Origin of the sequence: Candidatus Protochlamydia sp. W-9 (assembly GCF_001950615.1) — a bacterium.
GTDB lineage: Bacteria > Chlamydiota > Chlamydiia > Chlamydiales > Parachlamydiaceae > Protochlamydia > Protochlamydia amoebophila.
The window spans coordinates 1-15,348 of the sequence record NZ_BCPZ01000105.1 but is presented as its reverse complement, the minus strand read 5'-3'; the positions used below and the strand labels follow the sequence as shown (position 1 = coordinate 15,348).

The 15,348-nt window shown below is 37.7% G+C and carries 11 protein-coding genes and 2 tRNA genes; all 13 read left to right on the top strand.

All coding sequences use genetic code 11. The features are described from left to right. The first annotated feature begins 390 nt into the window (after positions 1 to 390). On the top strand, positions 391 to 609 hold the full coding sequence (infA, locus tag BU804_RS02900; protein WP_039357243.1) for a translation initiation factor IF-1: 219 nt from the start codon (positions 391 to 393) through the stop codon (positions 607 to 609). Between the two features lie 99 nt (positions 610 to 708). After that, positions 709 to 780, top strand: a tRNA-Thr gene (locus BU804_RS02895). A 58-nt stretch (positions 781 to 838) separates the two neighbouring features. Continuing rightward, positions 839 to 2,023 (top strand): elongation factor Tu, encoded by a 1,185-nt coding sequence (tuf, locus tag BU804_RS02890; RefSeq protein WP_011175145.1) that lies wholly within the window; start codon positions 839 to 841, stop codon positions 2,021 to 2,023. Positions 2,024 to 2,083: 60 nt separating this feature from the next. After that, positions 2,084 to 2,156 (top strand) — tRNA-Trp (locus tag BU804_RS02885). Positions 2,157 to 2,382: 226 nt separating this feature from the next. Then, entirely contained in the window at positions 2,383 to 2,670 is a 288-nt protein-coding gene (gene secE / locus BU804_RS02880; RefSeq protein WP_011175147.1) for a preprotein translocase subunit SecE, read from the top strand. 60 nt (positions 2,671 to 2,730) lie between these two features. Then, positions 2,731 to 3,279 (top strand): transcription termination/antitermination protein NusG, encoded by a 549-nt coding sequence (gene nusG, locus BU804_RS02875; protein ID WP_075882904.1) that lies wholly within the window; start codon positions 2,731 to 2,733, stop codon positions 3,277 to 3,279. 226 nt (positions 3,280 to 3,505) lie between these two features. Continuing rightward, entirely contained in the window at positions 3,506 to 3,934 is a 429-nt protein-coding gene (gene rplK / locus BU804_RS02870; protein ID WP_011175150.1) for a 50S ribosomal protein L11, read from the top strand. 10 nt (positions 3,935 to 3,944) lie between these two features. Continuing rightward, positions 3,945 to 4,655, top strand: coding sequence for a 50S ribosomal protein L1 (gene rplA, locus BU804_RS02865; protein WP_011175151.1), 711 nt, complete (start codon positions 3,945 to 3,947; stop codon positions 4,653 to 4,655). Between the two features lie 4 nt (positions 4,656 to 4,659). Next, positions 4,660 to 5,205 (top strand): 50S ribosomal protein L10, encoded by a 546-nt coding sequence (rplJ, locus tag BU804_RS02860; protein ID WP_075882903.1) that lies wholly within the window; start codon positions 4,660 to 4,662, stop codon positions 5,203 to 5,205. Between the two features lie 60 nt (positions 5,206 to 5,265). Beyond that, positions 5,266 to 5,655 (top strand): 50S ribosomal protein L7/L12, encoded by a 390-nt coding sequence (rplL, locus tag BU804_RS02855; protein ID WP_075882902.1) that lies wholly within the window; start codon positions 5,266 to 5,268, stop codon positions 5,653 to 5,655. Between the two features lie 495 nt (positions 5,656 to 6,150). Further along, complete coding sequence (gene rpoB / locus BU804_RS02850) at positions 6,151 to 9,915, top strand: DNA-directed RNA polymerase subunit beta (RefSeq protein ID WP_011175154.1); 3,765 nt, start codon at positions 6,151 to 6,153, stop codon at positions 9,913 to 9,915. 123 nt (positions 9,916 to 10,038) lie between these two features. Further along, positions 10,039 to 14,205, top strand: coding sequence for a DNA-directed RNA polymerase subunit beta' (gene rpoC, locus BU804_RS02845; protein ID WP_075882901.1), 4,167 nt, complete (start codon positions 10,039 to 10,041; stop codon positions 14,203 to 14,205). A 406-nt stretch (positions 14,206 to 14,611) separates the two neighbouring features. Beyond that, positions 14,612 to 15,079, top strand: a complete 468-nt coding sequence (locus BU804_RS02840; protein WP_075882900.1) for an outer membrane lipoprotein — start codon at positions 14,612 to 14,614, stop codon at positions 15,077 to 15,079. Positions 15,080 to 15,348: the final 269 nt, after the last annotated feature.

Here is a 15,348-nt window from a genome sequence, read left to right as displayed (position 1 = left end):
AATTCATACTTTATAATCCTTTTCTTGTAGTTTGTTAATTATTAAATTTACTTTATAATAATTAATTATAGTATTATTTTTAATTTTAATTAAACATATACAATTAATTAACTAATAAAAATCTCAAAATTAATTTTAAGAATAATTAAAATAAATTTTATTTATTAAATCTTTTGTAATTAAATCCTTACAAGTCTAAAATAAGAAAAAAAATTGGTATGTTTTTTTATGGATAAGAAGATTGATCCAAAATAAATTTTCTTGATTTTTTGGCTTGACTTTTATCTATAAAATGCTAATTTATTAGTCACTATTTCGAAGATTTGTCTTTTCAATTTTATGAAAAGAAGAACTTCTTCTTGTTTTTTAGGTTTTATTACAAGCGGCAACATGGCTAAAGAAGATACAATTAAGATTGAAGGAAGCGTCGAAGAATTGCTCCCTAATATGCATTTTCGAGTTTCTCTTCAAAATGGATTAAATGTGATCGCACATCTTTGTGGGAAAATGCGTATGAAAAACATACGTGTTCTAGTCGGAGATGTTGTTACTGTAGAGATGTCGCCTTATGACTTAAGCAAGGCAAGAATTATTTTTCGACAGCGCTAGCGATAGATTAACACAAAGAGTGTTGATTTTTTTTAGCTGACTCTCTACGCTTATTAAATTTTTAATCATGGGTAGAAAGCGCTTTTGCAAGATTAGCTTGCCCAGATAGCTCAGTGGTAGAGCATTTGCATGGTAAGCAAAAGGTCGTAGGTTCAATTCCTATTCTGGGCAGACTTAACATTAATAAACAAGATATATCCATTTACTGGAGCTTAACGGAGGAATTAAAATGGCTAAAGAAACTTTTCAGAGGAAGAAGCCACACGTCAACGTTGGAACAATTGGTCACGTCGACCACGGGAAAACCACGTTAACAGCCGCTATCACAAAGGTGCTCGCTGAAGCGGGTGGAGCGAAATTTAGAGATTATGCTTCTATTGATAATACGCCTGAGGAAAAAGCACGTGGTATCACTATTAACTCAAGCCACGTTGAATACGAAACAGATGCACGTCACTATGCACACGTAGATTGCCCAGGTCACGCCGACTATGTAAAGAACATGATTACCGGTGCTGCTCAGATGGATGGAGCAATCCTCGTTGTTGCTGCTACAGACGGAGCAATGCCTCAAACGCGCGAACACATTTTGTTAGCTCGCCAAATGCAAGTTCCTGCTATTGTTGTATTCCTTAACAAAGTGGACATGCTCGGTGAAAGCGATTCAGAACTTCTCGATCTCGTTGAGATGGAACTACATGAATTGCTCGAATCTAAAGGTTACCACAATTCTCCAATTATTCGAGGTTCAGCTTTACGTGCATTGGAAGGAGATCCAAAATACGTTGAAAGTATTAAACAATTGATGAAAATTGTTGATGAAGCTGTTCCAACACCTCAACGTGAGACAGATAAGCCTTTCTTAATGCCTGTTGAAGACGTCTTTTCTATTTCTGGTCGAGGTACTGTGGCGACAGGTCGTGTAGAGCGTGGTGTTGTTAAGATCAATGACAAATTGCAACTCATTGGTCTTGGAGACACACGAGATACAGTGGCCACTGGTCTTGAAATGTTTAATAAAATTTTGGAAGAAGCTCGCGCAGGAGAAAACGTTGGTATCCTGTTAAGAGGTTTGACTAAGACTGATATTGAGCGTGGAATGTGCCTCGTTGCTCCTGGAACTTGTACTCCGCATACAGAATTTAAAGGTCCAGTTTACGTATTAACAAAAGAAGAAGGTGGACGTCATAAACCATTTTTCTCAGGATATCGTCCTCAGTTATATTTCCGTACTACAGACGTAACTGGAACAATTGAGCTTCCAGCTGGTGTAGAAATGGTTATGCCTGGCGATAACGTAGAAATTACAGTGAAATTGATTGCTCCAATCGCGATGGAAAAAGGGATGCGTTTTGCGATTCGTGAAGGTGGTCGTACAATTGGTGCGGGAACCGTTTCCGAAATCCTTAAATAATCAATTTTTGGTAAAGAGATAAGGGTAGAGTTTTCTCTACCCTTTTTAATAATGTTTTTTGGGTGTGTAGCTCAGTTGGTAGAGCAACGGTCTCCAAAGCCGTCGGTCGGGGGTTCGAATCCCTCCGCACTCGTTGTAAATAGATATTTTTGTGATTAATTTTTTTTGAAAAAATCAATCGTTATTAAAACGATAAAGCAGTCAAAAAGTGTGATTTTTTACAAACAAGCAAAGCTCAAGAAAAGTCTAATAGTGTTTTTTCAAATCAACAAGCTTCTAATTGATCAACTTAAGTTGCCACAAGTTAAAAAGGTGCTAAAAAGTCATTTGAATTTGACGAAGGCAAGAGAGGTATAAACGTGGGTTCGGAAATAAAAACTATGGAAATGAAAAAAACGCAAGTATCGCCGACTGTGGAAAAAGCCGTAGAAAGCTCTTTTACGGTTAAAAAGGCGCGTAATTTTGTCGCCGATGTAAAAAGTGAAATTTACAAAATTAACTGGACAAGTCGCGACGAGTTGATTGTTTATACAAAAATTGTTGTTTTAGCGACCTTTTTATTTGGAATGTCTATCTACTTATTAGATTTGATGATTCAAGGTACGCTCGGTGGATTAAATCTTTTGCTCCGCTTAATTAGTGGGTAATGACTTGAAGTTCATAAAATCATGAGCAAGTACAGAAATCGGATAGGTATTAGGTGATACATGTATAAATGGTATGTTGTGCAAGTGCTATCCACGCACGAAAAAAAAGTCAAAAAAGCGTTGGAAGAGCATCTCGAATTAAAAGGGATGTCAGGTGAAATCGAGCAGATTTTGCTTCCAACTGAAAATGTGTCAGAAGTTAAAAAAGGTCAGCAACATGTTGTTGAAAAACGTTTGTGGCCTGGTTATTTGCTCATCAAAATGAATCTTAGTGACGAATCTTGGCAATATGTAAAAAATACTAATGGTGTTATTGATTTTCTAGGTGGAGATAAACCAACGCCTCTGACAGATTTCGAAGTGGGTGAAATTTTAAAAGATCTAGAAGATAAAAAACGCAAAATTACTCAAAAACATAAATTTGAAGTTGGTGATCGTGTTAAAATTACCGACGGTGTTTTTGTTAATTTTATTGGAACAGTAACTGAAGTATTTCATGATAAAGGTCGTTTAAGTGTCTTGGTATCAATATTTGGCCGTGATACTCGAGTAGATGATTTAGAATTTGTTCAAGTTGAAGAAATTTCTGATGATGCTGAAATCAATTAATTTTAAATTTAGATTTAAGGTTATTGTTTTTTGAAATTTTAACAAAAAATCAATAAAACTAAAAAAACGCTAGAATTTTCTGGTCGTTTTTTGTATACTTCATTTCCTTTCGTTTGAACGGAAAAGAAACTGGATAAAATCTGAGAACAGATTGCACTGAGTGCCTCTATCTAAGTGCAAATCAGAAACCAGGTTTTACCATTAGATAAAACGTATAGAGGACAATATGTCAAAAAAAGTTGTTAAGGTGATCAAGCTGCAGATTCCTGCAGGGAAAGCCAATCCAGCTCCTCCAATCGGACCAGCATTGGGAGCAGCGGGTGTAAACATTATGGCTTTTTGTAAGGAATTTAATGCGAAAACACAAGCGATGGCGGGGGATGTACTTCCGACACTCATCACTGTGTATCATGATAAGTCGTTTTCATTTATAACTAAAAAGCCCCCTGTTGCCGAATTGCTTAAAAAAGCAAAAGGAATAGCGAAAGGTTCAGGCGTTCCAAACCGAGATAAAGTTGCAAAAATTACACGTTCAGAAGCGCGCAAAATTGCTGAAGAAAAAATTCAGGATATGAACGCTGCAGATTTGGAAATGGCAACTAATATTGTTTTGGGAACAGCTCGTTCCATGGGAATTGATCTCATAAAAGAGTAGAGAATAATATATGGGTCGTCCAAGTAAAAGAATTCGGGAGATAGCTAAATCGCTGGATGCGGCGAAAGCATACACGATTAGAGAAGCTATCGATATTTTAAAGAAATGTCCTCCTGTCAAATTTGATCAGACAGTAGAAGTTTCTTTAAAACTCGGTGTTGACCCTCGTAGATCGGACCAAAGTGTTCGCGGAACTGTTTCATTACCGAATGGAACGGGTAAAACGATGAAAATTCTCGTTTTCGCGAAAGGTGACAAAGTTAAAGAAGCTTTGGAAGCGGGTGCCGATTACGCAGGTCATGATGAACTTCTAGAAAAAGTTAACGGGGGTTGGACAGATTTTGATGCTGTTGTTGCAACACCTGACATGATGCGAGAAGTGGGTAAGTTAGGTAAGGTTCTCGGACCCCGGGGTTTAATGCCCACTCCAAAAGCAGGAACAGTGACAACAGATATTGCTAAAGCGATTCAAGAGCTTAAAGCAGGAAAAATTGAGTTTAAGCTAGATCGTCATGGTGTCATTAATAATGGAGTAGGAAAAGTTTCCTTTGAGTCTAATAAGCTTGAAGAAAATATTCGCGCGTTTTTGATTGCTATTCAGCGTGCTAAGCCTGCTTCTGCTAAAGGTCACTATATGAGATCGCTAGCCATTTCCTCTACAATGGGGCCTGGCCTTAAAATTGACCTACGCGAATCTGATTTAGCAGCTAAGGAGTCATAAACTTATGAGAGAGGAAAAACAACTCCTTAAACAAGAGATTATTGATAAGATTCAGCGTTATCCTGCTTTTGTCATTATGCAATATGCTGGATTAACAGCTAACCAAGCAAATGATTTTCGTCGCCAACTGGGAAGAATTGGTGGTGATGTTGAAGTCGTGCGTAAACGTGTTTTGCTTAAAGCTGTTAAAGATGCTGGACTCGAACTAGACGTTTCTTCTTTAAATGGCCATATTGGTTTGGTGTTTTTAGGAGAAGATCCGATTGAAGCAACAAAAACAGTTTTTAAATTCAGTCAAGAGCGTGAAAAAATCATCCAAGTCCTCGGTGGACGTTTTGATGGTCAGATTTATAGCGGTGATGATGTTGAAAAACTTTCGAAGTTGCCAAGCAAAGACGAAATGCGAGCTCAATTCCTCAGTACTCTGGAAGCTCCAATGGCTCAAACCTTGGCCGTTGTTGAAGCCCTCCTTGCAAGCGTTGCATACTGTTTGGATAATAAAAGCAAGCAAGGAAGCGAGGAACCAGAAAATAGCGCAAGTGAAGCCTAAGGTTAATCCATTCCACTAGAATTATTAACAGAAGTTATAGAAAATTAAGAGGTAAATACCGTGAGTAAGAAAAAAACAGAAGAACTAGTCGATGCACTAAGTGAATTGACCGTTTTGGAAATGGCTGAACTCAAGACTCTACTCGAAGATAAATGGGGTGTTAAAGCCGCAGCTCCTGTCGCAGTAGCAGCTCCTGCTGCTGGTGCTCCTGCTGCTGCTGCAGTTGAATCTACAGATTTCCAAGTCACTTTAACTGAAGCTCCAGCTGATAAGAAAATTGGAATCATTAAAGTTGTGCGTGAAATTACAGGTCTTGGTTTGAAAGAAGCAAAAGACTTAGTAGAAGCAGCACCTAAAGAATTGAAGCCTACAGCTCCAAAAGCAGAAGCTGAAGACATTAAAAAGAAAATTGAAACAGCTGGTGGAAAAGTCACTTTAAAAGGGCTTTAATCCTCTGACTATTTTAGTTAATGTGAACCAAGTGCAAAATTAAAACTCTTGCACTTGGTCTTGTGCTATTTTAATATTTATTTTTTAATTAAGATACCATAACTATTAGGATTCTAATAGATGCTAGTAAACGAATTACAATCTAATTCTATTCATATTTTTTCCAGTTATTTTTTGTTTTTTTATGAGCACTGTTTGTTAATTTTTGCAGGGCAGAAAAGGTCTTTTGGTTTTTGACAGTTCGATTGGTTTATCAATCGCACACTCAAAATTCAAAATTCTGAGTTTTATTAACATGTGATTTTTTGCTAATAAACTTGATGAAAGGCTAAAAAAGCGCTTAATCAAAGTAAATTTTTCAACTTAAGTTGTCAAAAATAGTAAAAGTTCACAAACATCGGTATTTTAATGGATCAAGCAAACAGCTATTTAGAAAAATATCGAGTCAATTATATCTATTCGTCTCAAGTAAAGCCATAGTAGGAGTCCTTCATAATGTTGCAAAGGCCGCCACATCGCGAGAGTTTTAATGATAAGGAAGAAATTATCGATCTTCCAAATCTGATAGAAATTCAGATCAAATCATACAACCAATTTCTTCAAGCCGATAAATTTCCTGATGAAAGGGAAAATATTGGCTTACAAGAAGTTTTTACCGAAATTTTTCCAATTAAGTCTTATGACGAGAAAACTATTTTAGAATTTTTATCATATAACTTAGGAGTGCCTAAGTATAATCCTGAAGAATGTATTCGCCGGGGAATCACTTATAATGTCACTTTGAAAGTAAAGTTTCGTCTAACAGATGAAACGGGAATTAAAGAAGAGGAAGTCTACATGGGAACAATTCCTGTGATGACTGATAAAGGAACATTTATTGTTAATGGTGCAGAGCGTGTTGTTGTTTCTCAACTTCATAGATCTCCAGGAATATGCTTTGAACAAGAACGCCATTCTCGTGGGAATGTGATTTACTCATTTCGTATCATCCCTTACCGAGGAAGCTGGCTAGAAGGAGCTTTCGATACAAATGACTTAATTCACATCTACATCGATCGTAAAAAACGACGTCGCAAAATCCTTGCGACAACTTTTATTCGTGCTTTAGGTTATTCTTCTAACAGTGATATTATTGAAGAGTTTTTCACAACTCGTAAGTATAAAATTAAAAACGAGAAAGAGTTTGCTAAACTTGTTGGTAAAATTCTAGCTCAAGATGTTGTCGATGAAGAATCAGGACTGGTATTTGGTAAAGCTTCTGAAAAATTAACGACAGCTATGCTTAAACGTATTGTGGATGCTGGGATTGATGTCATTCGTATTGCAGAAGATGCGGATGAAACAAGCCCTGTTATTAAAATGCTTGCAAAAGATCCAACAGATTCTTACGAATCCGCTTTAAAAGATTTTTATCGTAAAATTCGTCCGGGTGAGCCAGCAACTTTATCTAATGCCCGTTCAGCAATTATGCGTCTCTTCTTTGATCCAAAGCGTTATAATCTCGGACGTGTTGGTCGTTACAAGCTCAACAGCAAATTAGGTTGTGAAATTAATGATGAGAAGTTACAGACGGTCACCTTAGATAAAGAAGATGTGATTGGAGCTCTGAAATATTTGATCATGTTAAAAAGTGGTAGTGAAGAAGCCTCAATCGATGATATCGATCATTTGGGCAATCGTCGTGTTCGCTCCGTTGGAGAACTCATTCAAAATCAATGCCGCATTGGTTTGGCACGAATGGAGAAAATTATTCGGGAAAGAATGAATCTTTTTGACTTTTCATCAGATACATTAACTCCTGGTAAAATTGTTTCCGCAAAAGGGTTGTCAGGAGTTTTAAAAGACTTTTTTGGCCGTTCACAACTTTCACAATTTATGGATCAAACAAATCCAATTGCAGAGTTAACTCATAAACGAAGGCTTTCATCTCTTGGACCTGGTGGTTTAAATAGAGATCGTGCTGGATTTGAAGTGCGAGACGTTCATACAAGTCATTATGGACGTATTTGCCCAATCGAAACACCTGAAGGACCAAACATTGGTTTGATCTCTTCTCTTTCATCATTTGCTAAGATTAATGAATTTGGATTTATTGAAACACCTTATAGAATTGTTCGTGAGGGGGTTGTAACAGATGAGATCGAATACATGACAGCCGATCAAGAAGAACAGTGCGTGATTGCGCAGGCTTCTGCTCCGCTGGATGAATATCATATGTTTGCTGAACCCATCTGTTGGGCTCGTTATAAAGGTGAGCAATTTGAAACAGATACGAAAAATGTTACACATATGGACGTGTCGCCGAAGCAGCTTGTTTCGATTGTTACCGGATTGATTCCATTTCTTGAGCACGACGATGCGAACCGTGCATTGATGGGATCAAACATGCAACGCCAGGGGGTTCCTCTTCTCAAACCTACTGCTCCAATTGTAGGTACTGGATTGGAGGCTAGGGCAGCACGTGACTCAGGAGCTGTTTTAATTGCCCATGAGGACGGAGTTGTTGATTATGTTGATGGTTTAAAAATTGTTATTTCTCCTGATGACAATCGATTAGAAAAAAGAACTTATTTGCTTAAAAAGTTTATTCGTTCTAACGCAGGTACTTGTATCAATCAACGCCCTCTCTGCCATGTGGGTGATAAAATAAAAGCCGGAGATGTGATTGCAGATGGACCAGCAACAGATAAAGGGGAAGTGGCGCTTGGACGTAATGTCTTAGTTGCCTTCATGCCTTGGTTTGGTTACAACTATGAAGATGCGATCATCATTTCTGAAAAGCTTCTTCGCGAAGATTATTATACTTCTCTTTACATTGAAGAATTTGAATTAACGGCGCGTGATACAAAACTTGGAAAAGAAGAAATTACACGCGATATTCCAAATGTATCAGAGGAAACATTAAGGAACTTAAATGACGATGGAATTATTCGTATTGGAGCAGAAGTAAAGCCTGGTGATACATTAGTTGGTAAAATTACCCCAAAATCCGAAACAGAATTAGCCCCAGAAGAGCGTTTACTACGCGCGATTTTTGGTGATAAAGCTTCTGATGTTAAAGATGCATCTTTGATTGCTCCTCCTGGAACAGAAGGGGTTGTTATGGATGTTAAAGTCTTTAGTAGAAGAGATAGACTATCTAAGACTGATGATGAACTTGTTGAAGAAGCTTCAAAATTGAAAGATATTCAGCGTGAATATAAATCTAATCAAGCTCAGCTTCGTACGGAAAAACATGAACGAGTAGGAGCTCTTCTTCTGAATGAAACAGCTCCAGGTAATATTGTTCATCGTCGAACAGCGGAAATTATTGTCGATGAAGGAGATTTAATCACACAAGATCTCATTGAAGCTTTGGAAAAAGAGAGTGTAGAAGATCTATTGATGCCTGAAAATGACATCTATACAACGTTACGACAAATTTTACACGATTATGAAATTGCTCTGCAAACCGTGGAAACACAGTATAAAACTCAGTTAGAGTTTATGCGTAAAGGAGATACAGATTTAGATCCGGGTGTCATTCGTCAAGTCAAAGTCTACGTAGCTTCTAAGCGTAAGTTACAAGTTGGTGATAAAATGGCTGGTCGCCATGGAAATAAAGGGGTCGTCTCCAAAATTGTTCCAGAAGCTGACATGCCATTTCTTTCAACTGGGCAGACAATTGAAATTATTCTTAATCCTTTGGGCGTACCTTCACGTATGAACATGGGACAGTTGTTTGAAACTCACTTAGGAATTGCTGCTAAGCATACTGGAATAACAGTAAAAAGCCCTGTATTTGAAGGCTTCCCAGAAGAAAAAATTTGGGAAATGATGAAAAAGGCGGGTCTTCCAGAAGATGGTAAGTTTTTCCTTTATGATGGATGCTCTGGTGAACGCTTTGATAATAGCGTTGTGGTAGGTTACATTTATATGTTGAAGTTGAGCCACTTAGTAGCTGATAAGATCCACGCTCGTGCAGTTGGGCCTTATTCACTTGTGACTCAGCAACCATTGGGTGGTAAAGCTCAAATGGGTGGTCAACGTTTTGGAGAGATGGAAGTTTGGGCAGCCGAGGCTTATGGAGCCGCTCATCTCTTACAAGAAATGCTAACTGTTAAATCTGACGATGTAGCTGGTCGTACACGTATTTATGAATCAATCGTGAAAGGGGAAAACCTGCTTAAATCAGGAACACCGGAATCTTTTAACGTATTGATTAAAGAAATGCAAGGGCTTGGCTTAAATGTCTATACAGAAGCCGTTGATGACTCTTGATTAAATAGATGATTTGTTACTAGTACCGAAAAAGAAGAAATGCCATTAGGTGTTTCTTCTTATCTGAAAAAGTATCTATTTTGATCTGCTTAAAAATTTAAACTAATTTGTTAGGAGACATACATGTCTGAAAGAAATCAGCAAGATGGACAATTTGATAAATTGACCATTAAAATTGCCTCTGACGATGTCATACGTAATGAGTGGTCCCGCGGAGAGATTAAAAAACCTGAAACGATTAACTACCGAACATTTAAACCTGAAAAAGGTGGTCTTTTTTGCGAAAAAATCTTTGGACCCACACGTGACTGGGAATGTGCTTGCGGAAAATACAAAAAAATTAAACACAAAGGAATTGTTTGCGATCGTTGTGGTGTGGAAGTTACTTTATCCAAAGTTCGTCGTGAACGAATGGCTCACATTGATTTAGCCGTTCCAGTTGTTCATATTTGGTTTTTTAAAACAATGCCTTCTCGTATTGGTAATGTTCTCGGAATGACATCCGCCGATCTTGAACGGGTGATTTATTATGAAGAGTATGTTGTCATCAATCCAGGCCAAACGGATTTAGAAAGAAAGCAGCTATTAAACGACACTGAATATCGTGAAGCACAAGAAAAATGGGGGCGCGATAGCTTTGTGGCAAAAATGGGTGGCGAAGCCATTCGTGACCTCTTAGCGAGCGAAGATCTACAAACTCAATTGGTAGAATTAAAAGACAAACTTCGTAAAACTAAATCGCAGCAAGCTAGAATGAAGTTGGCGAAGCGTTTGAAAATTATTGAAAGTTTTGTTTCTTCGGATAACAAGCCTGAATGGATGATCATGTCGTGTGTTCCTGTGATTCCACCTGATTTACGTCCTTTGGTTCCTCTGGATGGTGGTCGCTTTGCTACGTCTGATTTAAATGATCTTTATCGCCGTGTGATTAACCGGAACAACCGTTTAAAAGCTATTTTAAAGCTTAAAACACCTGATGTAATCGTACGCAATGAAAAACGTATGTTACAAGAAGCTGTGGATGCTTTGTTTGATAACGGTCGTCATGGACATCCGGTTATGGGAGCTGGTAATCGCCCCTTAAAGTCATTATCTGAAATGTTAAAAGGAAAGCAAGGACGTTTCCGTCAGAACTTACTTGGTAAACGAGTGGATTATTCAGGCCGATCGGTTATTATTGTTGGTCCAGAATTGAAGTTCAATCAGTGTGGATTACCTAAATTAATGGCTCTTGAATTGTTTGAACCCTTCATTGTAAAGAGACTTAAAGATCAAGGGTACGTTTATACGATTCGTTCAGCAAAAAAAATGATTCAAAGGCATGCTCCAGAGGTTTGGGATGTGTTAGAAGATATCATTAAAGGTCATCCAGTATTATTAAACCGCGCGCCAACGCTTCACCGTTTAGGTATTCAAGCTTTTGAACCGGTTTTGATTGAAGGTAAAGCGATTCGCATTCATCCGCTTGTTTGTTCGGCATTTAACGCAGACTTTGACGGTGACCAAATGGCCGTTTATGTTCCTCTTTCTATTGAAGCACAGTTGGAAGCAAAATTGTTAATGATGGCACCTGATAATATTTTCTTACCATCTTCAGGTAAGCCTGTTGCCGTTCCTTCTCAGGATATGACACTCGGTTTGTACTATTTAATGCTAGATCCTCTTTATATTCGAGAAAATCATGGGTTAAAAACACGAGTTTTTCGAGATAGCGAAGAAGTACTGCTGGCTCTACAAGCAAGTGGTAGTTATAACTGGTATGAAGAAGGAAGCAAAAGTCCGAATGGAGAAAATCGTTCCGATTACTCAAGAGGAATTCGTATTCATGAAAAAATTAAATTACGAACAGAAAATGGGATTATTGAGACAACACCTGGACGTGTCGTTTTCAACACGATTGTTCCGAAAGAACTAGGTTTCCAAAACTATAGTTTACCTAAAAAGAAAATGGGTGAACTCGTTATGCAGTGCTATAAAAAGGCAGGGCTCGAGGCAACGGTTCGTTTTCTAGATAATCTAAAAAGCATAGGCTTTGCGGAAGCGACTAAATCAGCTCTTTCAATGGGCGTTTGCGATGTAAAAATTCCGACAATTAAGCAAAAAATCTTACATGATGCTCATGAACGCGTTGCTGTAGTTAGAAAACAGTACGAAGACGGTATCATAACTGAAGGGGAACGTTACTCTAAAACAATTAGTATTTGGACAGAGGTTTCAGATGTTCTTTCAGAAGAATTATTTAAGCTGATTAGTGAAGTTAAAGATAGCACTATGAACCCACTCTACTTAATGATGGATTCTGGTGCTCGTGGTAATAAATCGCAGATCAGACAGCTTGGAGCTCTTCGAGGCTTGATGGCAAAGCCATCTGGCGACATTATTGAATCGCCGATCACTTCTAACTTTAGAGAAGGGCTATCGGTGATTGAGTTTTCTATTTCGTCTCATGGTGCTCGTAAAGGACTGGCAGATACAGCGCTTAAAACAGCTGACTCAGGCTATTTGACTCGCCGTTTAGTCGATGTGGCTCAAGATGTAATCATTACAGAAGATGATTGTGGAACATTAAATGGAATTGATGTTTCAGCGATTAAGCAAGGTCAAGAAGAGTTACTACCTTTGAAAGACCGTATTTTTGGACGTACCGTTTGTGAAGATATTTATCAACCAGGTGATAGCACGAAATTGCTTGCTAAGAGTGGAAACACATTAACTGTTCTTCAAGCTGAAGCTATCGACGACTCAGGAATTGAAAGTATTCGAATTCGTTCTGTGTTGACATGTGAAACAAGACGAGGTGTCTGTGCAAAGTGTTATGGAATTAATTTAGCTAATAGCCGTTCAATAAGCATGGGTGAAGCTGTTGGTATTATTGCAGCTCAGTCAATAGGTGAACCAGGAACACAGTTAACAATGCGTACCTTCCACTTGGGTGGTATTGCATCTGCTGGTTTAACTCCAGAGATTGTTGCAGATGATAATGGTATACTTGTTTATACAGATTTGCGTACTGTAAAAACTGATGAGGGGAATTGGGTTGCTTTAAATAAAAATGGTAGACTTAATATTGTTAAAGATGAAGGGCGTACCTTAGATGAATATAAGAAGCTACTATCGACGAAATCGATCGAACCTTTGCAAGCATTTAACGTAGAACTCGGAACAAAGATTCTTCTTGAAGAGGGAACAAAAGTTAAACCGGGTACTCGTGTTGCGGAGTGGGAACAACATAATATTCCAATTATTTGCGATCGCCCAGGTTATGTTCGTTATGAAGATTTGGTAGAAGGACTTTCTACTGAACGTGACGTAAATAAACAAACAGGTCAGGCAGAATTGATCGTAAAACAACATCGTGGTGAGTTACATCCTCAGGTTGCAATTTATGCTGATCAGGCTTGCGAAGATCTTGTAGGTACATATCCCTTACCTGCCGGAGCAATCATTTCAGTTGAAGAAGGTGAATTTGCTACAGCTGGTAAGATGCTTGCACGTCTTCCAAGAAGTGCTATTAAGACAAAAGACATTACTGGGGGGCTTCCACGTGTGGCGGAGTTATTCGAAGCACGTAAACCTAAAGATTCAGCAGAAATTGCTAAAATTGATGGGGTTGTGGACTTCCGAGGTGTTCAGAAAAACAAACGTATTGTCGTTGTTCGCGATGAAATGACAGGAATGGAAGAGGAGCATCTTATCTCGCATACTAAGCACTTAATTATCCAACGTGGTGACCATGTTGTTAAAGGCCAACAATTAACAGATGGATTAGTTATCCCTCATGAAATTCTTGATATTTGTGGTGTTCGTGAACTTCAAAAGTATTTGGTTAACCAAGTACAAGAAGTTTATCGCCTACAAGGGGTAGACATCAATGATAAACATATTGAAATTATTGTACGCCAAATGTTGAAGAAAGTTCGCGTCATTGATCCAGGTGACACAAGTCTCTTATATGGCGAAGAAGTTGATAAGAAAGAATTCGAAGTTGAAAACCAAAAAGTTAGTCAAGAAGGTGGTAAGGCTGCTCAAGCAACACCAGTTCTACTTGGTATAACTAAAGCTTCTTTGAGTACGGAATCCTTTATTTCAGCTGCTTCATTCCAAGATACAACACGTGTCTTAACAGAAGCTGCCTGTGCGGGTAAAACAGACTATTTAGTTGGCTTTAAAGAAAATGTCATCATGGGACACATTATTCCTGGTGGAACAGGTTTTGATCGCCATAAACGAGTTAAAATGTTCGTAGATAGCGAGCAAGAGCAAGAATTGGAATTCAATTTTGCGGATTAATTAAGCTCGTGAATTGTATATTTCATTGCACAGACTGTTTGCAGTCTGTGCTTTTTTTTTACTAAATAAATTTTTAATATGAATTTTTATGATTAATCAAATAGTTCAACCTTGCTCCGATTGTGAGACACCGAAAGATAAAGAAACGGAATGGCCACCTAAACATATTTGATACTTGTTTTGAAAGAGCTATTTCATTCCACAATTATTTCTTGAATTTTGTCTGATACTATAAACTCAACCATTTTTTATTCTTTTTGCCTTTTTAAATAAATGTCAGACATTAGAAGTGTTTAAAGTTTATTTCTTGTGGGAGATTTCCAAAATGCTTAAAATAATTATTTCTAACTTTTTTTATAGGACATTAAAACAAGTAATTTCAAGGTTTAATTAAAGAGGGTTAATAATGAAAAAATTAAATAAGATTTTGCTGCTAGGAATAAGTGTATGTTTGCTTAGTTCATGCACAAGGGATATTTCTTCTGATGTTTATTCAGTTAGACAAGTCGGTGAAGCTTCAATAACATATATGGGAAAGATTAGAAGTGTAAGAGCTGTGACCGTCAATCAAAATGCACAATTGGATGAAAATGGACTTGGTATAGCTGGAGGAGGCGTAACTGGAGGAATCATTGGAAATGCTGCGGGTAGAGGACATTTGCTTCCGACAGCATTTGGGGCAGTTGCGGGTGCTGTTGCCGGGTCTCTAATTGAAAAAAGAGCTAAACAACAAACAGGTTTAGAATATGCTGTGGAATTGGACAATGGGGATTTATTAACTGTTGTCCAGGGACCTAACGATAATTTTTACATTGGACAACCTGTTTATGTTATCGTCAGTGCTTCAGGTCGGTCGCGCATTACTCCTCAATAAATAGGGAATATTTTTAATAATTTCTTTTAGAGTTTTCCTAAAAAATGTTTTTTTAAAAGTAGAAGTTGATGCTGACTGAATTAAAAATTTTTAGCATCGACTAAATTTTATTATTTTTTCGCTAAAAACTTATGAAGCAATTAAGACAGTGAACTTGTGAATTAAAGTTTTTAATTACATATATTTTTTTCTGATTAAAAGATTCGCAATATGGCCCATGTATACCTTACATATGGCTAAATTAATTTCTGCTTTTGTATAACTAATTT